The organism is Treponema putidum, from assembly GCF_024401155.1.
Taxonomy (GTDB): Bacteria; Spirochaetota; Spirochaetia; order Treponematales; family Treponemataceae; genus Treponema_B; species Treponema_B putidum.
Genome location: NZ_CP038804.1, coordinates 987,474 through 1,010,448, shown reverse-complemented (window position 1 = coordinate 1,010,448; position 22,975 = coordinate 987,474). Strand labels below are relative to the sequence as shown.

The following is a 22,975-nucleotide window of genomic DNA, read 5'->3' as shown; positions in this document are numbered from 1 at the left end:
CTGACAGGGAGAGCAAAATTGCCTCATATGGAAATTTAACCGCTTATTTTCCCGAAATAGTTATACCTGTAGAATGTATCCATGGAACTATTGCGTTTCCGTAGTCTACTCTTTCTTTTGAAACGGAAATTATATCGCTGAAAACCTTTACGATATTTCCTGCTATCATCGTTTCGGAAATAGGCTTTGCAATTTTTCCGTTTTCGATGAGGTAGGAGTTTTTTGCAACACCTGAAAAGTCTCCGTTTGCGGCAGGGTTTCCGCCTGAAAAACGGCCGAGTAAAATTCCCTTTTTAACATTCTTAATCATATCGGTTTTTGCCGTATTTCCGCTTTCTATTATTATGCCGTCTCCTCCCGATACGCAGCGGGGAAGCCCTGTTTTTTTGGAACCGTAAAGGCTCAAAACAAAGTCTTTTAAAACACCTCTTTCAATGAGGGTTTCGTTTTCAGCCTTAAAGCCGTCCCCAGTGTAAAGGCTTTCAAGTTCCATACCGGCAGGTTTTCGCGGAAAGGAATGCAGGGTAAATAAATCCGATAATACTTTTTGGTTTAATTTATCCTTCCAAATGGAGGTTCCTGTAATTAGGGGCATGTCCCCCATAAAGAGTCCCATCATTGTACTTACAAAATCTATCATACTCATCGGCGTTATTACTATATCGCCTGTAAAGGAACCTGAAAGAGGGTGGGTAACTGTTTGCTCGCAGTTTTCTCTCATAATCTCATCTAGGTTTCCCCAGTCCTTTAATGGCTTATTTAAGTTAAGGTGGGCGGCTCCGCTATAGTTAAAGCTGCTCGTGCCCTTATCATCCTTTGCAAAGAACATTGCAGAAAAATTATATATGCCTGAGCCTTGTGTAAAACGTACTCCGTTTGAGTTGGCAAAGTTTTGTTCTCTTCTTGTAAAATCCAAAATACATTGGTTTAATTGCAGGTTGGGATAGGCTGATTTTGTATAATCCAAAAACTCTTTTAGCCTTTCATACATTTTTTCGTTATTGGGTTCCGTATCACCGTAAGAAAGGCTTTCCGGTTTTTGCATAGGCGAAATATCGTTTCCATCATCTTTTTCGGATGAACGTGAAAGGGAAACTGCCTTTGCGGCATTTTCTTTTACGGTTTTTTCCGTTAAATCGTTTTCTGCGATATAGCCCTTTTTGGTTTCGACAAGAGATGTCATTGCAACGGAAATATCCGTAGTGCTCCTATACAGGCTTAAACGGCCTGCGTCAATGTTCATTTCACTTTTTACGCTTTTTGAAACCCTTGCTTCCGCCTTATCTGCGCCCTCTTTTTTAAGTGAATCCAAGATAAATTCTGCATGTTTTATTCCATCAAATCCGTTCATTATTCCCGTCCTCCTACTCCGATTTTACACTTGATTGCAGGCCCGCCCATTCCTACATTGATGAGCTGTTTTTTTCCGCACATGCCGGCATTGCTCCAACTCATATCGTCGCTTACCATCGTTACTGTTTTAAGCATGTCAAAGGCAATTCCGGCTATTGTGCAGTCTCTTACTGCCTTTCCGATTTTTCCGTTTTTGATTTCATAGCCAAGCACTACGCCGAACATAAATTCACTCGTAGAGTCAGCCTGCCCGTTAGATGAGCGTACAAAATAGTAGCCGTCGTCGATGCTTGCTATCATGTCCTTTAGTTTATCCTTTCCGGGGAGGATGGCGGTGTTCCGCATACGTACTAAGGGTTCATCCGAAAACTCGTTTGCACGGGCATTTCCTGTAGGGTCAACTTTGAAGATAGCTGCCGACTGTTTGTTATGCATATACGAGCGTAAAATTCCGTCTTTTATTATAACAGCATCTTTTGCGGCAACTCCCTCATCGTCTATCCAGATCGGAACGGGGCATATTTTACCGTTACATTCATAGGCAAAGTCTACTAGGGTTACCAATGGCGTAGCTACTTCCTTATTCATAAAGTCTGCTGCAATGGAACCGGACATTACAAAGTCCGATTCTGTGGTGTGTCCGATTGCTTCATGGGCAAGAATGCCTGCAAGGTCGGGGCCGAGTACAACATCGTGAAAACCGGGCTTAGCATAAACTCCGGCTGCCTTTTGTTTTAGGTTTTCAACCATTTCGTCTATCTTAGAATAATAAAAACAGGGTTTATCAAATAGGTCTTTAAATTGGCCGTATCCCCCGAAAACATCGTAGAGGTCAATGGGCTGTCCTTCCGAAAGGAGTTTAAAGCTCATCACTAAATTTGCTCTTGAAATATAGGTGTGTGCATCTGCCTTATCAGATGTAATAAGATGCCTTTCCGACCCGTTTGACGAGATTCTAAAAATCCTTGATTGAAGTTCGGGATATTTTTTTGCCGTGTAATTTTCAAGGTCTTTTATAAAGTCTATTGCTTCCTTTTGATCTGCATCCTTGGAAGGATCATAGTTTCCATAGGTGCCCTGTCCCGTAAAGGCCGGAAGTTCCTTTTGGGCTAGTCCGGTTTTTTTTGCTAAAAACTTAACATTCTCGCTTGCCGATTTTATAGATGAGGCTATAGCTTCATCCGTAAGTTCAGGCGATGAGGCAAAACCCCATACTCCATCCTTAAAAGAGCGGGCACAAACTCCGGCTTTTCGGGATTGAACATTGTTTACAAGATCACCGTTTAGGGCTGCTACCGACATAGCCGTGTTTTCTTGAATTCGAAGTTCAGTGTACTCCGAAAAAAGCCTTGCATGGCTTTTTAAATCATCAAATCTCATGATATACCTCCTATAAAAACTAAAAAATTTTATTCTTCTTCAAATTTATTGTTAAAAATAGTTTCAATAGCCTCACAAGCTTCACTCTCATCAGGACCGTCACAAGTGAGAGTGAGTTCCGTGCCGTAAGCTGCTGCCATAGTAATAATGCCTATTACCGATTTGGCATTTATTTTTGCATCTTCTTTGCATAAAAAAATCTCCGAAGAAAAATTGTTCGATTTTTGTGCGATAAGAGCTGCAGGGCGGGCGTGTATTCCTGCCCGATTTTGAACCTTAACGGTTTTTGAAATCATAGGTTAATCCTCTTAATATGTATCATCATCAGTATAGTAGGGAGCTCTTGCAGAATCGGTTTCAATCCATCTAAGCACATTTCTGCTGAATTCTCTTGCAGAAAAATACCCCATACTCTTTAATCTTTCATTTTTAGCTGCCGTTTCCAAAATAATCGGCACATTCCTTCCGGGCTTAACAGGTATTTCCAACAGAGGAATTTTAACATCAAGAATTTCGGTTGTAAGTTCCTCCGTTCCCAGCCTGTCATAAACCTTTTCGGCATCCCATTCTTCAAGTTTTGCGACCAGCTGAATCTGCTTTACTTCTCTTATTGCCCCTATACCGTAAAGTTGCCGTATATTTATAATACCTAAACCTCTTATTTCCATGTGGTGTCCGATAATCTTATTTGCTCCCCGGCCTACAAGGGTGTTCCCATTTATGCAGGAAATTTCTACCAAATCATCGGCTACCAGACGGTGGCCTCTTTCTATAAGTTCAAGGGCAGTTTCGCTTTTTCCAACACCGGAATTTCCCATTATTAAAATGCCTAAGCCGAAAACTTCAACTAAAACTCCATGCAAAGAAATTTTAGGGGCAAAGGTATTCGATAGGATTCTTAAGAGGCGTAAGGCTAATTCGTTGGAAGAAAGAGTTGATGTTAAAATAGGGCAATTATGTTTATCGCTTATTTCTAAAAATTCTTTTGGAGGTTTTAAATCGTTTGAAAATAAACAGCACGGAATTTTAAAAGAAAACATTTTTTCGATTGTGGATAAGTCATTTTTTTCCGTAAGAGTGGCAAGATAGGCATATTCACCCCGTCCAAAAAGCTGTACTCTTTCATTTGCAAACGAATCAAAAAAGCCGGAAAGAGCAAGGCCCGGACGGTTTATATTAGGCTCAATAATTTTATTGGAAAGTCCCATCCTTCCCGATACGCAGGTCAGTTCAAGGGAGTCATGTTTTTTGAGGTCTAATTCTAAAAGATTAAGCACTGAAAAGCTTATGTTAGCCATGTTCCTACTATACACATTTAAGAGATGTTTGTAAACCTCACCGGATGTAATTTTTGATTCACATGAACGTATTTTAAGAAAAAAATAAGGGGAAATATTGTGATACTTCCCCTATAGTGATAAATTAAATCTAAGGTAAACCTCTAAAAACTGAGGTTTTTAGAGGTTCTCTAAATTTTATTTTTTTTCTTGAACCTTGTCCTTTTCTTTTTTTACCTTTTGGTCGGCAATATCCATCATTTTATTGACGCCGGCCTCAAACTCATAGTTTTCGGTTGAAACATGAGCCGTGCCCCCCCACCTAAAGTTAATTGTTGTGTCGTAGATAAACTTTTTATCCAGTTTGATAAAGCACTGAATATCGGTAATAAGATTATCCGCATATTCAATTCTTTTAAACTTTTGATCAAGATATTTCTTCTGATCCTCGTCCATCGTAAATTTTACTGCTTGAATGTTAATGTTCATAATTTCCTCCACACAATTTCATTGTACCTATAGCATACTACACTTTTACCTAAAAGTCGAGCATAAAATTCAAAATAAATGATAAAAAAATGAAATTGAGCGAAAAAAAAGAAAAAAAGATTGCCAGTAAAAGCTAAAGGCCTCGCGGAGCCTTTGCAGGATCGATGGGCTTATTTTTATCGTAGACCATAAAGTAAAGCCTTGCCTTACCGGTAAGCAATTCTACTCCCAGCTCTCCCAATTTTTGGCCTACGGCGATTGTGTCGCCTTTTTTTACGATAACTTTCTCCATTCCGCCGTAAACATAGATGTGTTTTGTCTTAGATTGAACAAATACGACTTGGCCGAAACCTCGGTGAGGTCCAGTCGATACAACCTTCCCTGAGCTGACGGCTTTTACGGCTTGTCCCTTTACCGAGTCTATAACGACTCCGGTGATTTTTCCTGAAAGATAAGCAACCTTTGAGGCAGGGACAGGCCAAAGGAGCTTGGAATCTGCTTGTTTTGCTGAAGTACTGGGTTTTACAGCTTGAGTTTCCTTATCGGATTCTACCTTTGTAACTGAGGTTTTCTCTTGCTTATCTGCTTGGGCTGAATGGTTCTTCTGTTCTTTGGTCGAGCTTTGGGATTTACCTTGAGGAATTTTTAAAATTTGACCTATTTTTAAAGGTGTTTTTTCGTTAATTCCGTTTAGTTTAAGAATATCTGAGAATTTGACACCGAATTTTTTTGCCAAGGCATATAGGGTATCCCCTTTTTGGATGACGTGGGTAATTTCTTCCGAATTGGTCTTGGCATTAGTTTTGGCGGAATCTTCTACAGGAATTATTATTTTTTGTCCTACCTTTATTTTTGAAGGATCTGTTAAATTATTTTTTTTGAGAATAGAATCTATAGGCGTGTTATATTTTTTGCTTAGAGCATACAAAGTATCTCCTTTTTCGATTGTATGCACAATATCTTCTGCAAAGCCTGAAAATAAGAAAAAGATAAAAAATATAAGTCTTAAGATGTTTTTTTTATACATTTAGCCTCTTTAATTAAACTTAAGTTTTCAGGATTCCGTATTTTGAGGGTTAAACATATCGACCATAAAGGCCAAATCTTCAGGAGAAAATTCAAGGTTTTTTTCTTGAACCCTCTCTTCATTTGTAGTATTAAGTTTTTGTAATAAACTAAAAACGATATAGGTTAAAATAACATTTCCGGCCTTAGGATGAGCATTTATATATGCAGTAAATTGTTCCTTAGATATAAGTAAAATGGTTGACGGATCTAAGGCGTTTACGGTAGCTGTTGCAGGCTGGTCTTTAAAGAGGGATGTTTCACCGAAACTCGCATTGTTTTGTAAAATACCTATTTTTACATCTCCCCATTTTCCGTTTTTTACGATTTCTAATTTTCCGCTTAATAAAACAAAAAAACCGTTATTTTCGGTTCCTTCTGTGATTATATTTTCTCCGCATTCATAGGAAATAATTTCGGAAAAATCTATTATCTGCATTAAATCCTCATCTTCAATACATGAAAAAATAGCGGTTTGTTTTACTTCTTGGAAAAAAATATCCCTATTCATTTCTACCTTATTCATATCCACTCCCCTATAAAAACTTTTTGCAGCAAATATAAATTTGCGAAAAAAGTTTTTTCACTCAGTTTGTTTACAAACTGCATAAAATAAAAAGTTATTAACGGTATGCGTTAAAAAACACATCCGTGCTTAAATTATTTATTTTTGTTCCTACCGGATAAGCTCCCAGTATGTTTTTACGGCCTTCTTCCAAATGCTTGGAGGTAATCCCGTATTTTATCGAGCTTTCGGCTTCGACAAAGGCTGCAATTTGATCTGCAACCCTTACTAAGCGCCCATCCGTTGCCTTAAATTCTTTATCGGCATATTTTTTAGATAGGTCTTCAAAATTTACAATTTTAACCTTTTTGTCTACAATAACTCTGTTTTCAAATTCGTCGGATATGTAATACATAACCTCATCTATAAAAGATTCGTCCATCAACGGTAAAAGCTCGTCCTTTACTATACGCTCTTCAATCTCTTTTACGACAGCAGGCAGGTGATCAGTAGCCTGCTTTACGGGCGAAATAATGTCCCGTGTAACAGCTTCGGGTAAGTCGTGAAAAAGGGCGGAAAAAAAGTTGTTGTATCTTCTGTCTTCTTTTATGTTTAAATCGTAGCACATAAAAAGGGTTAAGGCTGCTACGTAAAAGGAATGACCCAATACTGTTGTCGCAGGTATTCTAGGGGTCTGATTCCAGCGGATTTGAAATCTCAGTTTTTCTATTTCGGTTATAAGTTTATGAGGATTTTGGTTGGTAAGTAAGAGCTGAATGCCGGTTAAATCCATAAATTCACAGATTTCTTCCTTTAGGTAGCCGTCAATTTCGGTTAAACGAAAGGCCTCATTTACAGGTTTAAGCATTTCAAATTCTCTTATTGTAGAATATTTATGAGCAGCCCTTTGAATTTTCCACGTAATATCTTCTTTATCCGGTTCATCAAAAAGATATGAATGAAATTTAGCTTTAAATTCTCCATCGGGAAAAAGAGTATTATATTTTTCAAAAATCCATTCATTAATTTTTTTATATTCTTCAGGATATTCTTTTCTGATTCTTCTTTGAACCGGAGCTTTGATGTCGCAAAGAGCTATTTTTCTTAAAATATCAAAAACGGAGCCGTCAATTATCTTATCCCAATCTATTTTTTTCCCTTTTTTTTGTTCATATTTTCCGATTATATAGGCTAAAAAGGTTTTTTCGGCCGTTTTATCCATTTCGACTATTTCAAACGGGCGGATAAGATCGTTCCAACGTTGAATCGAGAAAGCCTCAAATAATTTTAAAACGGTTTTTGTCGTAAAAATCATTTTTTAGGTTTATCCTTTTGTTTTAAATCTTTTTCCATTTTGTCTTTCCAGATATCAATTTTTCGTTTAACTTCTTCAGCCTCCCGGTGTTCGTTTAAAACCATGTGCACCCTTCTTAGGCCTTCTAAAAAAAGAATTGCATTGCGGAAGTCGCTTATGTTGTTTGTAACAATCTCATATTTTTCCCTGTATTTATCGGCCGCCTTTGTAAATAGTTTTTTTACTAATCGAAGATGATAAATTACCGTATCATAATCTTCAGCATGAGGGTTTAAGCCGGTTTTACTTATTTCTTTTAAATCCATTATGTTTTTTGCCACAACAGCAAAGCGGGATTCAATGTCGGTAAACGACCATCGCCATTTGGTATTTTCTCCGTAGGCATCAATTACCAAATTTATTACAAGTCCCAGCTTTCGTATAAGATAATGCCTTTGCTTTTCTGTTATCTTGGAGATTTGAGCGACGTTTTCTTCATATTCCGAAAAAGGGGCATCGATTAAATCCGTTACAATTTCTTCAAGATAGATTATGGGTTTATATAGGGTTTTTCGGGCTTCATTTAAAATATTTTCATTTTTTCCGCCGAGAAGGGCTACTGATAGCCTGAATTTAGCTAGGTACAAGGTGGCTAAATAAATCATATCGTCTGCAAGTACCATTCTTTTATATGCAGCTCCAAAGGTGTCTTTTTTTATAAGGGAAAGAATATTTTCTTCATGTTTTAAAATTTGGTTTATCACCTGATCATATTCGTGAACCCGTTTTGTATAAAGTTCTCTGTTTCCGCTTTTTTCTCCTTCCACAATGAGCTCCTATTTTACCGGGCATATTTTACAAGAAGTTCTTCGGCATGTTTGAGCGAAGTTTCACTTAGTTCATCTCCGGCAAGCATTCTGGCTATTTCTTCAAGCCTTGCCTTGCCTGAAACAGTTGCTGCCGAGGTTTTGGTAGTCTGCCCCATCGTATTTTTTTCTATCTTAATATGATTATCGGCATGAGAAGCTATTACCGCAAGGTGTGTAATACAAAGAATTTGCTTTTTTTTAGACAACTTTTTCATATGGGATGCCACATTTACCGCAACTTCTCCGCCGATGCCCGTATCGATTTCATCAAATATTAAGGTGTCCGCTTCATCTCCTTCCGCCAGTACCGTTTTTAAGGCAAGCATAACGCGCGAAAGTTCTCCCCCTGATGCAATTCTTGCAAGGGGGCGCAAGGGTTCTCCTGCATTGGGACTTATCATAAATTCAATGTCGTCAAAACCGTAAGGATTTGCAGAGAGCCTATTCCCTTCAGGGAGCCGAGTTTCCACCCGCACTTGAAATTTTGTTTTGGGCATGCCTAAATTGGAAAGAACTTCTTCAACATCCTTTTGAAGTTGAGAGGAAGCGGCTTTTCGTTTTTCGGATAGACTCCTTCCCAGTTTTAAGAGCTTTGACTGCAAAATTCCTATTTTCTGTTCGAGCTCCGATTTTCCAGCCTCCCGTTTGGAAAGACTTTCAATCTGTTCTTCAGCATTTTGGGCATAGTTTAAGACATCGTGTATTGTTGCCCCATATTTTTTTGTTAATTTATATATTAAAGAAAGTCTTTCCTGTACTTGTTCAACCCTCTCAGGATTAAAGGTCAGCTTTGAAAGATAAGAATCTATCGAGGAGCTTATATCGTCCAATTCGTAATAGCCTGTTTCAAGCCTTTTTGAAAGGTCTTCAAGCTCTTCATCGCAATTTTTGGCGGATTCAAGATTGTGCATAGCTTTTTTTGTAAGACTGATGATGCCCGATTCGCCTGAAAAGAGCTGCGAGGCTGTGTTTAAGGCTTCAAAAAGTTTTTCAAATTGGTTTAATCTTTTTTCTTCAGCTTCAAGTTCTTCTTTTTCATCTTTTTTTAATTTTGCTTTTGTTATTTCATCGATGGCAAACTGCAAAAGTTCTTGTTTTTCGGCAAGTTCTTTTTCGGAAAGGTTTAAGTTTTCAAGCTCTGTTCTTTTTTCGGCAAGTTCGGCATAAAGAGAGGTAAACATTTTCACTTCGTTGTTTATTCCTGCAAAGCTATCCAAAAAACGGCGGTGTTCTGCAATTCTAAAAAGAGATTGATGGTCGTGTTGGCCGTGTATGTCCACTAAAAGGGAGGTAAACTCTTCAAGTTCGTTCCTTGTTACAGGTGTGCTCTGTATCCATGCATTGGATCGGCCGTTTTGTTTTAAATTGCGGCGGATTAGAATGCGGCTGTTTTCGGGTTCAATTCCATGCTCGCCAAGCCATTTTAAGGCCTCGCTGTGTTCATTTCCTATAAAAAAACTTCCCGATACGGCTGCTTCATCCGTACCTGATCGTATAAGGTCGGTAGATGTTTTTCCTCCAAGAAGGAGAGTTAAAGAGCCTATCAATATCGATTTTCCGGCACCTGTTTCTCCGCTTAAAACATTTAAGCCGTTTTCAAATTCTACAAAGAGGCTGTCTATTAAAGCTATGTTTTTTACCGATATATTTTCAAGCATTTACTTTCCTTAAATTTAAACGTTTCTAAGTATAGAATAAAACGCAGTAAATTTCAAGTAGGCGCATTTCCTCACTTTTTATTTTTTTTCTTTTGAAAATTGATTCAATCGTCTTATACGTTTTGAAACAGAAGAACACCCCCTTAATCGGACATTGTGATGTTTATTTATGCCCTCTGTTAAAAACAGTTTTATTTTATCGATATTATCTATCCATAACTTATCACTTATCTATTATCCGTAAATAAAAAAATGTACAAAAAGCAGCTGAAACTATTCCTAAACCGATAAAGCTCCATGCCTGTCTATTAAATCTTTCTGTATTAAAAATAATAAATAAATATACAAATAAATATATAAACCCTAAAACAAGCATAAAAATTTGAAGCCCAAAAGTATTTTTTATATAATTAAACAAAGTTTTTTTACCGCAAATAAGCATTCCAAAATGTATCAACAGCATCCATGAATATATGCGTAACATAAATAGCATATCATTCATTTTATATTTATTTATTATTGCATAAATAATTAAATAAATATAAGTAATTGATAAATAAATAAGCAACATATAAATATATTTTTTTGAACCAACCATTTATATCGTCTCCTTAATCGTTTTTAATATTTCTTGTTTGATATCATCAGGAATTGTATCTATATTTTTAATAGGATCAATAATTTCTTTTAGTTGTTCTGAGCTACGACTTTTCTCTCCGTCTTTAATAATTTTGAATTTTGCAAAGCTTATAAAATTGACACCTCCTCCAATTATTCCTGCATTAATACCTGAAATTTCATTTGATTCCATATCAAAATTTATACCAATGCCTATACTTACATTAGACTCTGTTCCTGTCAAACTAGCATTAAAAGAAATCCTTTCAATCGCTGTCCGAAATAAGAGATAGTTGGGATGTATATTACTATAGTTGTTTTTCATCCACTCTCCAAAGTATTATACTTCTATATAATTAAAAGTTACTGCAATAATTTTTCAATCGATATTTTTTTTATGGTTGTTGCCTTCAATTTTCCTTCTTCCGTATAATATTCCAAGTACAAAAAATCTCCTTTAATAAAGGAATTATTACCGATAACAAAATATTTGCAGATGGTTTTATACATATCTTCCGGTTCAGGAATTCTAATCTTTTTATTTCCAAATATCGAATATAATTCTATTAAGGTATCGGCAGTTAATACAAGTTCATTTTCTACATCGGCAAAAGCAACCAAAAAAAATTCCTGTGAAAGCTTTTCCTTGTCTACCGAAAAAAAATAGGTTCTTCGATCAGGCCCCATTGAACTGCCGAAATCATATTGGCACCATTTATCCGATATCCACTCAAAAGACGGCGGAGGAAGACTTGTATGCCAAGGCGTCGAATATTTCTTATTAGTTTTTAAATTAATAACTTCAAATTGATATTTCTTTTCATAATAATTATCAATATTATGAGTAATATATACAACCGCACTAAAATCACCCATTGTTTGAAAAAGAAATACTTGTTTATCCACAAATTTTTCTTCCGCATCTGTAAATAAATGGATAGTCATTAAAAATAAACATATACATATCGATTTTTTCATGGCCAATACCTCTTATTTAAATTCCAACCTGACTTTGTTAAATTAAAAAAATCACATCCATTAATGGTCATTAATTTATTAAATGGTTCTTGTCTATTAATACCATGAGACCAGTAAAAACCAGCTTTGTTAGTTATAAATGAATATCCACGCATCCCATGAATTGCTCCAATAATAGAATTTATAAATGATTCATTTTCCCCATATTCATCATAGCAGTTACGAAGCGGCTGTTACCTACGAATATGTGTTTGTGTACCCGTAAGCCTTGCGGATTGTTTTGGTCTTGTGTGGGTATGTGTATCGTAAAGAAATTATTAAAGTATAAGGTTTCGCTTCGGCCTTCATCGGTGTATTTAAGTGCACGCTGTCCGTCATCGCCGTAGCGGTAGTGTACCGTGTAGTTCCGATCGCTCGATTTAGTCAGTAAATTTCTTTCAGAAGTTTTAAATTGCATTCTTTCCCCTATTTTTAATAAAATATCTACACAATGCTATAATAGCAACTAATATCTCTATAACAATAAGAAGTAAAACAGCAAAACAGCATACCGCAAATGTAGCTTTTGATTTTAACGGTATATCAATTTTTAACATCTTTATAATACAACCAATAAAAAATCTCATTAGATTCTTTTCATACAAAAATAAAGCAAAAAATATAAGATATGCAAGCACCACTATCGAATTTATTTTATCATGAAATTCAAAAATAATATCATCAAGTTTTTTTCTCATTATGTTTCAATCATTCCTTCATCAAATGTTGAATTTCTCCAGCAATAATCTCATCTCTAGCAGTATTTATGAAATCTTTCATTAATTCACGCCCCACTGAGTGTTTATATAAATATCCATCAGGAACAGTCACCATTTGTTTTACTTGTTTCTCTGTAAATTTTAATGGAGGTTGTATAAATCCAGATATAGCACCTGCAGCTCCATTTGTTTTAATATTCTCACCGAGTCCTTCCAATAAAGGAACGTCGGTATTATTGATCATATTGTTAACTCCATTCGATATAGCAGTAGAAGGTATATACTCACCCAATGCCGGATCCCCGCTCAGCCACCTACTATACTTCGGATCCAAATACCGTGCTCCATAGTAATAAAGTCCCGTCTCCTCATCTAATTCTTTCCCAGTAAAGCGGAACGGTAATTTATCCAATCCCGCAGCGACTTCTTCAATCAGCCCTGCGGGCTGCTGTGCAAGGAATTTATTATACGTCGTCAAAAACAGCATAGCAGTTTTTGACTTGTAAGTCCAGAGTTCGCCGTAGGGTGTGTATTCTATGTGTTCATATTGTTTGCCTTTCCAGTCGGTTACGAACTGTGCACTGACGAGGTGGTCACTGATGAGGTTAAAAACATATAAGTCTATACCGGATATACACTTACAAAAATGGGCAATACTGGAATCGAACCAGTGACCCCAAGCGTGTCATGCTTGTACTCTAACCAACTGAGCTAATTGCCCTTAAATTCATTAAGATAGTCAGATAATATATTATTTTTGACTTTACGTCAAGTCCTTTTTTTGTTATACTATATGTGTTGCGGATTTTATTCTGTAAATTCAAAAATTTTAAGGAGTATAACTAATGAACAAAGAAATAAGCTTTTTTTTATGTAAAGAAAAAAAAGGAACTATTATCGGGATTAATTGCTGCCCTGATTCCAAGGTTTCATGCTGCGGAGAAGAACTTTCACCCGTTAAAATCGGAAGTGTTGATGCTGCTAAAGAAAAACACGTTCCTGTAATTGAAGTAAACGGAAACACTGTAAAAGTAAAAGTCGGTTCTGTTGCCCATCCTATGACTGAAGAGCATCATATAGCTTGGGTATGCCTTAAAACGCAAAAAGGTATTCAATTTAAAGAGCTGCCTGTTACAGGTGCTCCTGAGGTTGAATTTTCCTTAACTTCGGATGATAAAGTTATTGAAGCTTACGAATTCTGTAATCTTCACGGCGTTTGGTTAGGTAAATAAGGTTTAGTTTTTGGCAGGCCTTCTAAAAGTAAAGGTTTATTTTAAGCGGCACAAATGGTACCGCTTAAAAACACGGCGAGTTTCGGCTCTTGCCTATGAGTTGCCGAAACATCGCTTATAATATGCCGTTTCTCGTTTTCTCGAAACGGCGGAAATTCATCGATCCTCGACTTTTAATAAAGTCTGCGGTTGATGAATTTATAAGAAAATTTTTAGGAGGCCTTATTTTTATTTAAGTATGTAGATTTAATTTTTCGAGGTTAATTTTGATTAAAAGAGTATTAGTTACAGGAGGAGCCGGATTTATAGGTTCCCACATTGTTGCAGATTTATGCGAAAAAGGTTATGAGCCCATTATTTTGGATAATTTTTCTAATTCCTCGCCTAAAATAATTCCCGTATTGGAAAAAATATGCTCTAAAAAGCTGGAACTTGTACAAATAGATATAAAGGACAAGGAAAAGCTCTTTAACTTTTTTAAGGATACCTCTGTCGATGCGGTAATTCATCTGGCCGCTTATAAGGCTGTAGGAGAATCTGTAGAAAAGCCCTTAAAATACTATGAAAACAATATTTCAGGGCTTGTTAATCTTTTATTAGCCATGAAAGAGTACAATGTGAAAAATTTTATATTCAGCTCTTCGGCTACAGTATACGGTGATGCAAAAGTTGTACCCATATCTGAAAATTCTCCTATTTCTGCTGCAAATCCTTACGGAAGAACCAAACTTATATCCGAAGAAATTTTAAAAGATACTGCCTTTTCAGATAAAGATTTAAGCATTATTGCACTGCGGTATTTTAATCCCATAGGCGCCCATAAAAGTGCCGATATAGGAGAACTGCCTTCCGGTATTCCCAACAACCTTTTTCCCTATATCGCTCAAGTAGCTTTAGGAAAGCTGCCTCATCTAAACCTATTCGGAAACGATTATGACACCCCTGACGGAACCTGTATCCGCGACTATATCCATATTTTGGATCTTGCATCGGGACATACTGCCGCCTTAGAGAAAATAGCGTCCGGCTTTAAGGGCTTCGATGTCTATAACCTCGGAACAGGAATCGGTTATTCGGTTTTAGATATAGTAAATGCTTTTAAAAAGGCTTCCGGTATTGATATTCCGGTAAAAACGGCTGCCCGCCGTGCAGGAGATGTTCCGCGATCCTGCGCAAATCCGGACAAGGCCAATAAAGAGCTTAACTGGAAGGCAAAATACAACCTTGAAGAAATGTGCAAAGACGGCTGGGCATGGTATAAAAAACACCCCGAAGGCTTTGTGTAATAAGCAAAGCCGGCTGTGCCGGCTTTTAAAATCAAAAAAGCCGGTTAGGAACCGATAGCGTGCAGATGCTAAGGCTTCCTTTAGCCCTTTTCAATCAGCTTTGCCAAGTTTTCTGCTGTAAAGCCTAGGTATTCTGCAACTTTACCGCCGGGGGCCGATGTGCCGAATCTATCAATCGAAAAATTATCGCACTTGCAGCCCGTCCAGCCTTCCCAGCCTTGGGAGATTCCCGCTTCGGCCGTAATAACACGAATATGCTTTTTACATCCGCCTAAAACCGAATGTTTAAAATCCTTAGGAGAAGTTTCAAATCTTTCTTTCGATATAACGGAAACAACTCTGACTTTTTTATCTTTTACAAGACTTGCAGCCTTTACTGCCATACTTACCTCAGAACCCGTAGCCAAGACCGTTACGTCAGGAGTCCTGTCCGGCTTGCCTACCGTACAGCCGGAGGCCGAAGCCTCTACGTCTTTTACAATATAGGCACCGTTTTTAATCGATTCCCTCCAAAAAAGGTCTGACTTTTCCAAGATGGGCAAATTTTGGCGGCTCAAGATTAAGCAGACGGGACCGTCCTTGTGTAAAAGAGCCTGTCTCCATGCTTCCCCTGCTTCTTCGCCGTCGGCGGGGCGTAAAACAAGCACATTGGGAATAGCCCGCAATGAGGCTAAAAGTTCTATGGGCTGATGAGTGGGGCCGTCCTCTCCTACAAAGATTGAATCATGGGTAAAAACATAGATTGAAGGAATCTTCATCAAGGCTGCAAGGCGGAGAGCAGGGCGTAAATAATCGGCAAAGACTAAAAAGGTGGCACAAAATGCCCTAAAACCTCCGTGAAGCTGAATCCCGTTTGTGATAGTCCCCATTGCGAATTCTCTTATACCGAAATAAATGTATCTTCCCGAAGGATTATTATGAGAAAAGGCTGAAATTCCTTCCAAGCCTACGGCATTGGGGCCTTCCAAGTCGGCAGAACCTCCTACAAGATTGGGAAGAGCCTTCGCAAACTCGTTTAAGGCTTTTTTTGAGGCGGCACGGGTTGCAATAGCCTCATCTTTTTTGAATTCGGGGAGCTTTACCGATTTTACAATTTCTTCGGATACGCCGCCCTCGCAGAATGAGGCATCCCATTCTTTTCTTTTTTCGGGGTTGGCCTTTGACCAGGCCTCAAAGGTTTTATTCCATTCGGCTTCGGCAAGAGCGAGTTCTTCATTTCTCTTTTTAAAGAAAGCATAGGCTTCTTCTGCAACATAAAAATCGTCTTTTCCTTCGAGTGAAAGATTTTTCTTGGCTTCGGCAATGCCGTCTTTTCCTAAGGGTGCGCCGTGTGCCTTGTTTTTGCCTGCAACCGTCGGAGCCCCCTGCCCTATAACGGACTTTAAGATAATAAGAGTAGGCCTTTCATCTTTTTTGGCTTCAAGAGTCAGACGCTCAATATCTTCAAAAGAGTACATCGAGCCGCGCAATACCTGCCAGCCGTAGGCCTTGTACCTTTCTTCAATGTTTTCTGTAAAAGTTAAGTCTGCAGACCCGTCAATCGTAATCCTATTTTCATCATAATAAACGATGAGTTTTCCTAATTTTAGATGGCCTGCCAAACTGGAGCTTTCGGATGAAACGCCTTCCATTAAACAGCCCTCCCCTACAAGGGCGTAAGTGTAGTGATCGACTATTTTATGCTCGGCTGTGTTAAAGCGGGAAGCAAGCATTTTTTCGGCAATAGCCATGCCTACGGCTGTAGAAATACCCTGTCCCAAGGGGCCTGTGGTAGTTTCCACTCCGGGAGTATACCCATATTCCGGATGTCCCGGGCATTTGGAGCCGAGCTGCCTAAAACTTTTTATATCGTCGATTGAAACATCGTAGCCTGAAATATGTAAGGCAGAATACAAAAGCATCGAACCATGACCTGCAGAAAGCACAAAACGGTCTCTGTCTTTCCAATCGGGATTTTTAGGATTGTGCTTTAAAATTTTAGCATACAAGGCAGCTCCCAATTCGGCAGCACCCAAAGGGAGTCCAGGATGCCCTGAATTGGCTTTTTCGATTGCGTCCATCGAAAGACTTCTGATTGAAAGAGCAATAGCTTCAAGCTCGTTTTTCATAAAAACCTCCAAGGTTATTAAAAGATTTCTAAAATCTTGCGTTTTTAGAAATCACAATTATTTTTAAGTGAGAGCCGTCATCTTATTTCTGATTTCGACCTTCACATCAGTATATACATAGGATAAATTATCAAGAGACATAGATATGACCTCCATAAACTTAGAATCTTCCGAAGACATAGAAGAGACTAATTCACTCCATTGAAATATTTTTTCAAAAATTTGGTAGATCATCAACGGGGACTGTCCGTCAAAGTCGGAAGTTTTCAATCTACGCTCTGCAATCTCGTTAAAAAATATGATGAGATTTTTATAAAAGCCCACCAAATCCGAACACAAGTCTGTTGAACCGACGTCTTTAAAAGGATTATAGTATTTAACTTCAGTATCGTAATAGGCTTCCAAATATTTTTTGCACATTGAAGATATACTTTTATAATCAGGCATAAATTTTGGAATGAATAAAGACAAAGTTTCCTCCATAAAACGAAGCTTTGTCTCATCATCAAAACGTTCCATATAATGTGAAGATAGAAAATCTAAAGTAAAACACTTTATAACAGCTGCCGTCACAGGCCTGTTTATTGATGCAAAAAAATTATCCGTTTCATTTTCAGCAAGAGGATAATCAAACCAAATTTCAGGATTTTTTATAGGTTCATCCAAGACATAAAACTTTTCTTCAATTCCATAAGGCACAATACCGAAAACATCTTTCTTTTCAAAAAACAACTCCATTGGAGCCGCATTTTTATTAAAAAGAACATCATCACCTAAAAAGTAGGCAAAGGACATAATTTCTTGAGTACCGGAATCCATAGGAAGAATTTTTAAGGAAGCACGGACAGCCGTTTCAAATAGTTTAAACCAGTCTAAAATATCATCTTCTTTAATTTCAGATTTCTTTTTTAAAATTTCAAACTCTGCATTGGACCAATCCTTGATACGTACAAAAAAGCGCATAGGATAATCAAAACTAAACTCATCAAAGACCTCCGAAAAATCCCAAGCACTTATAGCAAAACTGGATTCAGAATTAAAGTTATTGTTCATACGGGAAAATATATCTATATTTTTTTTATAATCTTCACATAGGACATTGGAAATATCATTTTCAGCGTATAAAAAATAAAACGAAGAAATCCTTTCAAAACTCAAATGCACCTTTTTTTTTGGAATTTCTTTTCCTTCATAAAAAAGTTTTACCTCATGAGCAAACTTATTTGCCGGTAAAAAAGGTAAAAACCGTGAACCGGGAATAAAAATTTTCATTTTGCTTTCAGTATTTGAAATTTGAATGGGAAATTCCTTGCCGGTAAAAAATCCATGTCTACTAATCCATATACCGCTTTCAAAATCAGGATCAGGAAAAAAATAGGCCAGCGAAGTGGAAATCAAAAAAGTGCCTAAAAGTTCATCATCTACTTTTTTTAGACCGATAGAATTTTTAAGTTCTTGCAAAGTAAAAGCTTCCCCGCCATTTTGCAAAAATAGGTTAATTTCAGGTAATAAAGTTTCTAGCCGGTCAAACATAACTCCATACTTTAGCATATTAATCTTTTTTTTTCAAGATCGAAGAAAAACTATTGATGATGCGGCTAACATGTTAATTAAAAATCCCCATACTTGAAGCCTCATACAAAATAAGCTATAATGAATCAATTTCAGGAGATAGAAGATGTCAGATATCCGTAAGTTGCCTATAGGCGTTCAAAGTTTTGAAGACTTAAGAGTAAAGAATTTTATTTATGTAGATAAAACCGAATATGTAAGTAAATTGGCTGCAGAAAATAAAGTGTTTTTTTTAAGCCGTCCGCGCCGCTTTGGGAAGAGTCTTTTTCTTTCTACCTTAAAGGCTTATTTTTTAGGTAAAAAAGAGCTTTTTAAAGGGCTCTATATCGAAGATGCCGAGCAAAAACAGGCAGAACTTGAGAGCCGCGAAGCTTGGATTAAATATCCCGTTCTCCATTTGGATTTTAATGGGGGAATTTATGATACAAGTGATGGTCTTTTAAACCGTTTTCTTTCATTTTTTAACGAATATGAAGAAATCTACAAAAGCACCGGTCTTGATATCCCTGACCGCTTTAAAAACCTAATAAAAAAAATTTACGAAACAACAGGCAAGCAGGTTGTTATCCTTGTCGATGAATACGATAAGCCCCTCCTTGAAACTATGATTATAAATGAGCCTTTAAACGAAGAATACCGCCGTATCTTAAAGGGCTTTTACGGAGTTATCAAAGCTTGTGATGAGTATATCCGCTTTGCCTTTTTAACGGGTGTTACTAAATTTAGCAAGGTCAGCATCTTCAGCGATTTAAACAATTTGCGGGACATAAGTATGCTGCCAGAATACGATGCGGTCTGCGGTATTACTCAAAAAGAAATGGAAAAAGTTTTTAGGCCTGAAATAATTGAACTTGGCAAGGAGCAGAGGCTTTCTGAAACCGCGACCCTCAAAAAACTAAAACAAAAATATGACGGCTATCATTTTTCTGAAAGCTCTATAAATGTGTATAACCCGTTCAGTCTTTTAAATGTCTTCGCAGGAAAGGTATTCCGCAGCTTTTGGTTTGCAACAGGAACACCTACCTTTTTGGTCAGAACCTTACAACATCAAAAAGGAATATGTATCCGCGATATTTTAGAAAATGCCGAAATGAGCGAAAACTCCTTACAGGATTACCGCCCCGATATGAATAACCCTGTGCCCATTCTTTTTCAATCAGGTTATTTAACTATAAAAGATTATGACAAGGAATTTCAGCTTTACAAATTAGGTTTCCCGAATGACGAGGTAAAGTACGGTTTTTTAGATAATCTTGTGCCAGCCTATACTTCAATCGCAAAAGATGCAAGCGGCTTATTTATAGGGAATTTTATAAGAGATTTGCGGGATAAGAAGCTGGATTCTTTTATGAAAAGAATGTACACGGCCTGTGCAGGCCTTCCTTACAGCCTTGCCTCAAAGGAAAATATAAAGATGAGGGAAAGGGATTATCAGATAGCCTTTTACATAATCTTTAGCCTGATGGGACAGTTTGTTCAAACCGAAGTAGTAAGCTCAAAAGGCAGAGCCGATTGCGTGGTTCACACAGATTATACAATCTACATCTTCGAGTTTAAGCTGATGGGTTCCGGCACACCTAAAGAAGCTGTCCAACAGATAAAAGAAAAAGGCTATGCAGAACCATACAAGACGAGCGGAAAAAAGATAGTCCTAATAGGTGCGGTTTTTGCCGACGATATTGATGAGGATACCGCCGATACATGGGAGGTTTGTGAGTTACCCTAAATCCCCATACTTGAAGCCTCATACAAAATAGAGTATAATAAAAAGGTATGAAATATAAAAATCTACCGGTATACGAACAAAAAGACAGAATATTGGAAATGCTTGAGCACAATCAGGTGATCGTTGTAGAAAGTCCGACAGGCTCAGGCAAGACCACCCAGCTGCCGGTTATTTTACATGAAGCAGGCTACAGCCGTTCAGGTATGATAGGCGTTACCCAGCCGAGGCGTATTGCAGCCCTTTCGGTGAGCGAATTTATTTCAAAACAGCTTAAAGAGCCCATGCCCGGTCTTGTCGGATATAAGATGAGGTTTGAGGATAAGACTTCAAGCGATACGAAAATAAAAATAATGACAGACGGCATTCTACTACAGGAACTGAAACTTGATCCTTGGCTTAGTAAGTACTCCGTAATTTTGGTAGATGAAGCTCATGAGAGGAGTTTAAATATAGACTTTATCTTAGGCCTTTTAAAACGGATAATAACGGAACGCAAAGACTTTAAGGTTATAATTTCGTCGGCCACAATAAATACCGATCTATTTTCAATGTACTTTGACGGATGCCCCGTAATCAAAATAGATGCAGTCACCTACCCCGTTACCCTTATCTTTGACCCCCCTTTAGTTAAGGCTTCTACCGATACCCAAGAAGCGGAAACAGCCTTGATGGACAAGATAGCCTCGATTGTAGGCCGCATTTTAAGCGAGGGACGGAGCGGTGCCATTCTGGTTTTTCTTCCGGGGGAAAGAGCTATCAAGGACTGCATTGAAAGGCTTTCAAAAGAACCGTGGTACAGAAAACTTTTTATTCTTCCCCTCTACGGACGCTTAAGCAAGGAAGAACAAGAAAGGGTTTTTACCTCCCCTCCTTTCGGAAAAAAGAAGATTGTTATATCGACAAACATAGCGGAAACCTCCATAACTATAAACGACATTGCAGCCGTTATAGACTCGGGGCTTGCAAAACTTAACTTTTATAATCCATTTACCTTTACCTCAAGTTTGGATGAAACCCTCATATCAAAGGCCTCCTGCAATCAAAGAAGAGGAAGAGCCGGAAGAACTCAAGAAGGCGTGTGCTACCGTCTTTATACCCGCAAAGATTTTGAAACAAGGCAGCTTTATACCCTCGAAGAAATTTACCGTACGGACTTATCCGAAGTAGTCATGAGAATGGCGGAGCTCGGAATCCTAGACTTTGAAAATTTCGACTTTATTTCTCCGCCGGGTAAAAAAGGCATAATAGGAGCTATAGACACCCTAAACATGCTCGATGCCCTAGAAAGCGACCGTTCTTTAAGCAGTATAGGAAAGATGATGTGTCTTTTTCCTTTAGCTCCAAGGCAATCCCGAATCATAGTTGAGGCAATTACAAGATACCCCGACCTTGTAGAAGAAGTTTTAATAGCTGCAGCCTTTTTATCGGCACGGAGCCCCGTCATCTTCCCCGAAGGAGAAGAAATTGAGGCTAGAAAAGCTCATGCCCTTTTTGATGAACCGCTAGGAGACTTTGCATCCTTTTTAAAGGTTTTTAGAATGTACTCTCAAGCCCTTGATAAAGAAAAGTTTTGTAAAATTCACTATATTGATGACCGTGTAATGGCCGAAATAGCCAACATAAAAGAACAGCTTGAACTCATAGTTTCGGATATGGGAGTACCGATTCTTTCGGGTGGAAAGATGGAACACTATCTTACAGCAATAGCCAAGGGAATGATTCAGTTTGTGTGCTCGGCTCAAGGAAAGGATGTTTACCGTTCTTTAACCACTGAAAAAATTTTTATCCACCCCGGCTCCTGCATGTACAAGGGAAAAGAACAATTTATAGTTGCAGGCGAAATAGTCAGAACTTCGCGCATGTATGCCATGTCGGTTTCACCTCTTTCAAAAAAGATAATCGAAGAGGTTGCCCCTGCCCTTTTAGAAAAGAAGGATAAAAGGTCAAAGAAAGAAAAAGACGAATACAGGGCAGAACAAAAAGAAGAAAAGAAAAGGCCGGAAGAAGAAAGCGTTCTTATCGAAGGAACTCGCTATCTTATCAAAAAAATAAAGGGCAAAAAGCATCTCATTCTTCCTTGGAAAGAATTTAAACTTACGGCCGAGGCTCTCCGCAAAAAATATAGTGAAGAAAATCAAAACGGAGCCTTGGAACAATTAAAGGGCTTAAGAGGAAAAATAGAAATCCAAAAAAACGAGCTCCTATCGGGCGAAAAGATGGATTTGATTTTAAATGTGGTAAATAATTTTAATATCGAACAGATAGAAAAAACCGAAGATGAAAAGCGCTTTGACAGAAATAAAAATTATTTTATTGAAGAAGACTTGGAAGCCCTTGTAAATTCCTTAAGCCTTTTATTTAGAACTACAATAGCAAAAAAGACTACAAAGCAGCTGGGCTTTATAACCCTCTTTTGCGACGGTGCAGGACATTTTTGGTTTAAAACTTCAAGAGGTTTTCATACGGCCTTACATGAAAGCCTTGTATCCCTCCAAAGTTTGATTGACCTTGCAGGAGAAAATTTTAACGAAGACCAAAAAATAATAGTCCGCAATATTTACGGAAAAATGAATAAGATGATCTAAGGTCAGCACTAAAAAACTTGTTATTTTTTTAGCGGTAGCCGTGATTCTTTGAAAAAAAATTATTGGAGGCTCGATAAACAGTTCGGCACAAATGGAGCCTCGCTGTTTATCTGCCGAGTTTGCCTTTCGGCAAACGTCGAATTATTGTATGTAGTTTTGCATAAAGCAAAACTACTTGAAAAAACTTTTTTCGCAAATTGATATTTGCTACAAAAAGTTTTT

Annotated in this window: 20 protein-coding genes, 1 tRNA gene and 2 pseudogenes; 4 read left to right on the top strand and 19 right to left on the bottom strand. The window is 37.7% G+C overall.

The window, feature by feature from the left end; translation table 11 throughout:
- Positions 1-43: 43 nt before the first annotated feature.
- The 17 genes and pseudogenes from E4N74_RS04805 to E4N74_RS04725 form a co-directional block, all read right to left on the bottom strand.
- On the bottom strand, positions 44-1,351 hold the full coding sequence (locus tag E4N74_RS04805) for a TldD/PmbA family protein (protein ID WP_255819109.1): 1,308 nt from the start codon (positions 1,349-1,351) through the stop codon (positions 44-46).
- Positions 1,351-2,733 (bottom strand): TldD/PmbA family protein, encoded by a 1,383-nt coding sequence (locus E4N74_RS04800; RefSeq protein ID WP_145475187.1) that lies wholly within the window; start codon positions 2,731-2,733, stop codon positions 1,351-1,353. Before E4N74_RS04800 ends, E4N74_RS04805 begins: the two co-directional genes overlap by 1 nt.
- Positions 2,734-2,762: 29 nt before the next feature.
- A complete protein-coding gene (locus E4N74_RS04795) occupies positions 2,763-3,029 on the bottom strand; it encodes an HPr family phosphocarrier protein (protein ID WP_044979296.1) in 267 nt (88 codons plus the stop codon).
- A 12-nt stretch (positions 3,030-3,041) separates the two neighbouring features.
- Complete coding sequence (hprK, locus tag E4N74_RS04790; protein WP_044979295.1) at positions 3,042-4,031, bottom strand: HPr(Ser) kinase/phosphatase; 990 nt, start codon at positions 4,029-4,031, stop codon at positions 3,042-3,044.
- A gap of 177 nt (positions 4,032-4,208) precedes the next feature.
- Entirely contained in the window at positions 4,209-4,499 is a 291-nt protein-coding gene (locus tag E4N74_RS04785) for an HPF/RaiA family ribosome-associated protein (protein WP_002671537.1), read from the bottom strand.
- Between the two features lie 133 nt (positions 4,500-4,632).
- Positions 4,633-5,526, bottom strand: a complete 894-nt coding sequence (locus E4N74_RS04780) for a M23 family metallopeptidase (RefSeq protein ID WP_044979294.1) — start codon at positions 5,524-5,526, stop codon at positions 4,633-4,635.
- Positions 5,527-5,553: 27 nt separating this feature from the next.
- Positions 5,554-6,090 (bottom strand): cyclic nucleotide-binding domain-containing protein, encoded by a 537-nt coding sequence (locus tag E4N74_RS04775; RefSeq protein WP_044979293.1) that lies wholly within the window; start codon positions 6,088-6,090, stop codon positions 5,554-5,556.
- A gap of 97 nt (positions 6,091-6,187) precedes the next feature.
- Complete coding sequence (locus tag E4N74_RS04770; RefSeq protein ID WP_044979292.1) at positions 6,188-7,384, bottom strand: HD domain-containing protein; 1,197 nt, start codon at positions 7,382-7,384, stop codon at positions 6,188-6,190.
- Positions 7,381-8,190 (bottom strand): hypothetical protein, encoded by an 810-nt coding sequence (locus E4N74_RS04765; RefSeq protein ID WP_044979291.1) that lies wholly within the window; start codon positions 8,188-8,190, stop codon positions 7,381-7,383. The genes E4N74_RS04770 and E4N74_RS04765 overlap by 4 nt, the downstream gene beginning before the upstream one ends.
- Before the next feature lie 14 nt (positions 8,191-8,204).
- Entirely contained in the window at positions 8,205-9,890 is a 1,686-nt protein-coding gene (gene recN / locus E4N74_RS04760) for a DNA repair protein RecN (RefSeq protein WP_255806359.1), read from the bottom strand.
- 223 nt (positions 9,891-10,113) lie between these two features.
- The gene (locus tag E4N74_RS04755) at positions 10,114-10,488 is read right to left on the bottom strand and encodes a hypothetical protein (RefSeq protein WP_044979289.1); all 375 of its coding nucleotides are present in this window, start codon (positions 10,486-10,488) and stop codon (positions 10,114-10,116) included.
- Positions 10,489-10,833, bottom strand: a complete 345-nt coding sequence (locus E4N74_RS04750; RefSeq protein ID WP_044979287.1) for a hypothetical protein — start codon at positions 10,831-10,833, stop codon at positions 10,489-10,491. It lies immediately after the preceding gene.
- A gap of 38 nt (positions 10,834-10,871) precedes the next feature.
- Positions 10,872-11,486 (bottom strand): hypothetical protein, encoded by a 615-nt coding sequence (locus E4N74_RS04745; RefSeq protein ID WP_044979286.1) that lies wholly within the window; start codon positions 11,484-11,486, stop codon positions 10,872-10,874.
- A 211-nt stretch (positions 11,487-11,697) separates the two neighbouring features.
- Positions 11,698-11,928 (bottom strand): annotated as a pseudogene (locus tag E4N74_RS04740) (RHS repeat domain-containing protein); the annotation flags it as partial.
- Positions 11,929-11,932: 4 nt separating this feature from the next.
- Positions 11,933-12,223, bottom strand: a complete 291-nt coding sequence (locus E4N74_RS04735; protein ID WP_044979283.1) for a hypothetical protein — start codon at positions 12,221-12,223, stop codon at positions 11,933-11,935.
- 226 nt (positions 12,224-12,449) lie between these two features.
- Positions 12,450-12,842, bottom strand: a pseudogene (locus E4N74_RS12790) (RHS repeat domain-containing protein); the annotation flags it as partial.
- Positions 12,843-12,891: 49 nt separating this feature from the next.
- Positions 12,892-12,965 (bottom strand) — tRNA-Val (locus E4N74_RS04725).
- A gap of 124 nt (positions 12,966-13,089) precedes the next feature.
- Between E4N74_RS04725 and E4N74_RS04720 the strand changes: the two genes are divergently transcribed.
- Positions 13,090-13,476 carry a desulfoferrodoxin family protein gene (locus E4N74_RS04720; RefSeq protein ID WP_255819108.1) on the top strand — a complete coding sequence of 129 codons (387 nt, stop codon included), beginning with the start codon at positions 13,090-13,092 and terminating at the stop codon, positions 13,474-13,476.
- A gap of 266 nt (positions 13,477-13,742) precedes the next feature.
- Positions 13,743-14,762: a UDP-glucose 4-epimerase GalE gene (gene galE, locus E4N74_RS04715; protein ID WP_044979281.1), complete on the top strand. Its 1,020-nt coding sequence runs from the start codon at positions 13,743-13,745 to the stop codon at positions 14,760-14,762.
- Between the two features lie 80 nt (positions 14,763-14,842).
- Here the strand turns inward: galE and tkt are convergent, their stop codons facing one another.
- Both tkt and E4N74_RS04705 read right to left on the bottom strand, forming a co-directional pair.
- Positions 14,843-16,870: a transketolase gene (tkt, locus tag E4N74_RS04710; RefSeq protein WP_255819107.1), complete on the bottom strand. Its 2,028-nt coding sequence runs from the start codon at positions 16,868-16,870 to the stop codon at positions 14,843-14,845.
- A 63-nt stretch (positions 16,871-16,933) separates the two neighbouring features.
- Positions 16,934-18,421, bottom strand: coding sequence for a hypothetical protein (locus E4N74_RS04705; protein ID WP_338113381.1), 1,488 nt, complete (start codon positions 18,419-18,421; stop codon positions 16,934-16,936).
- Between the two features lie 127 nt (positions 18,422-18,548).
- Between E4N74_RS04705 and E4N74_RS04700 the strand changes: the two genes are divergently transcribed.
- Together E4N74_RS04700 and E4N74_RS04695 are read left to right on the top strand one after the other, a co-directional pair.
- The gene (locus E4N74_RS04700) at positions 18,549-20,168 is read left to right on the top strand and encodes an ATP-binding protein (protein WP_255819105.1); all 1,620 of its coding nucleotides are present in this window, start codon (positions 18,549-18,551) and stop codon (positions 20,166-20,168) included.
- Positions 20,169-20,215: 47 nt separating this feature from the next.
- Positions 20,216-22,753 (top strand): helicase-related protein, encoded by a 2,538-nt coding sequence (locus E4N74_RS04695; RefSeq protein ID WP_255806355.1) that lies wholly within the window; start codon positions 20,216-20,218, stop codon positions 22,751-22,753.
- Positions 22,754-22,975: the final 222 nt, after the last annotated feature.

What these genes read in the sequence shown, in the direction of transcription:
- E4N74_RS04805 (WP_255819109.1), bottom strand. Translation starts at nt 1,351, where the DNA reads ATGAACGGATTTGATGGAATAAAACATGCAGAATTTATCTTGGATTCA.
- E4N74_RS04800 (WP_145475187.1), bottom strand. Translation starts at nt 2,733, where the DNA reads ATGAGATTTGATGATTTAAAAAGCCATGCAAGGCTTTTTTCGGAGTAC.
- E4N74_RS04795 (WP_044979296.1), bottom strand. Translation starts at nt 3,029, where the DNA reads ATGATTTCAAAAACCGTTAAGGTTCAAAATCGGGCAGGAATACACGCC.
- hprK (WP_044979295.1), bottom strand. Translation starts at nt 4,031, where the DNA reads ATGGCTAACATAAGCTTTTCAGTGCTTAATCTTTTAGAATTAGACCTC.
- E4N74_RS04785 (WP_002671537.1), bottom strand. Translation starts at nt 4,499, where the DNA reads ATGAACATTAACATTCAAGCAGTAAAATTTACGATGGACGAGGATCAG.
- E4N74_RS04780 (WP_044979294.1), bottom strand. Translation starts at nt 5,526, where the DNA reads ATGTATAAAAAAAACATCTTAAGACTTATATTTTTTATCTTTTTCTTA.
- E4N74_RS04775 (WP_044979293.1), bottom strand. Translation starts at nt 6,090, where the DNA reads ATGAATAAGGTAGAAATGAATAGGGATATTTTTTTCCAAGAAGTAAAA.
- E4N74_RS04770 (WP_044979292.1), bottom strand. Translation starts at nt 7,384, where the DNA reads ATGATTTTTACGACAAAAACCGTTTTAAAATTATTTGAGGCTTTCTCG.
- recN (WP_255806359.1), bottom strand. Translation starts at nt 9,890, where the DNA reads ATGCTTGAAAATATATCGGTAAAAAACATAGCTTTAATAGACAGCCTC.
- E4N74_RS04755 (WP_044979289.1), bottom strand. Translation starts at nt 10,488, where the DNA reads ATGGTTGGTTCAAAAAAATATATTTATATGTTGCTTATTTATTTATCA.
- E4N74_RS04750 (WP_044979287.1), bottom strand. Translation starts at nt 10,833, where the DNA reads ATGAAAAACAACTATAGTAATATACATCCCAACTATCTCTTATTTCGG.
- E4N74_RS04745 (WP_044979286.1), bottom strand. Translation starts at nt 11,486, where the DNA reads ATGAAAAAATCGATATGTATATGTTTATTTTTAATGACTATCCATTTA.
- E4N74_RS04735 (WP_044979283.1), bottom strand. Translation starts at nt 12,223, where the DNA reads ATGAGAAAAAAACTTGATGATATTATTTTTGAATTTCATGATAAAATA.
- E4N74_RS04720 (WP_255819108.1), top strand. Translation starts at nt 13,090, where the DNA reads ATGAACAAAGAAATAAGCTTTTTTTTATGTAAAGAAAAAAAAGGAACT.
- tkt (WP_255819107.1), bottom strand. Translation starts at nt 16,870, where the DNA reads ATGAAAAACGAGCTTGAAGCTATTGCTCTTTCAATCAGAAGTCTTTCG.
- E4N74_RS04705 (WP_338113381.1), bottom strand. Translation starts at nt 18,421, where the DNA reads ATGCTAAAGTATGGAGTTATGTTTGACCGGCTAGAAACTTTATTACCT.
- E4N74_RS04700 (WP_255819105.1), top strand. Translation starts at nt 18,549, where the DNA reads ATGTCAGATATCCGTAAGTTGCCTATAGGCGTTCAAAGTTTTGAAGAC.
- E4N74_RS04695 (WP_255806355.1), top strand. Translation starts at nt 20,216, where the DNA reads ATGAAATATAAAAATCTACCGGTATACGAACAAAAAGACAGAATATTG.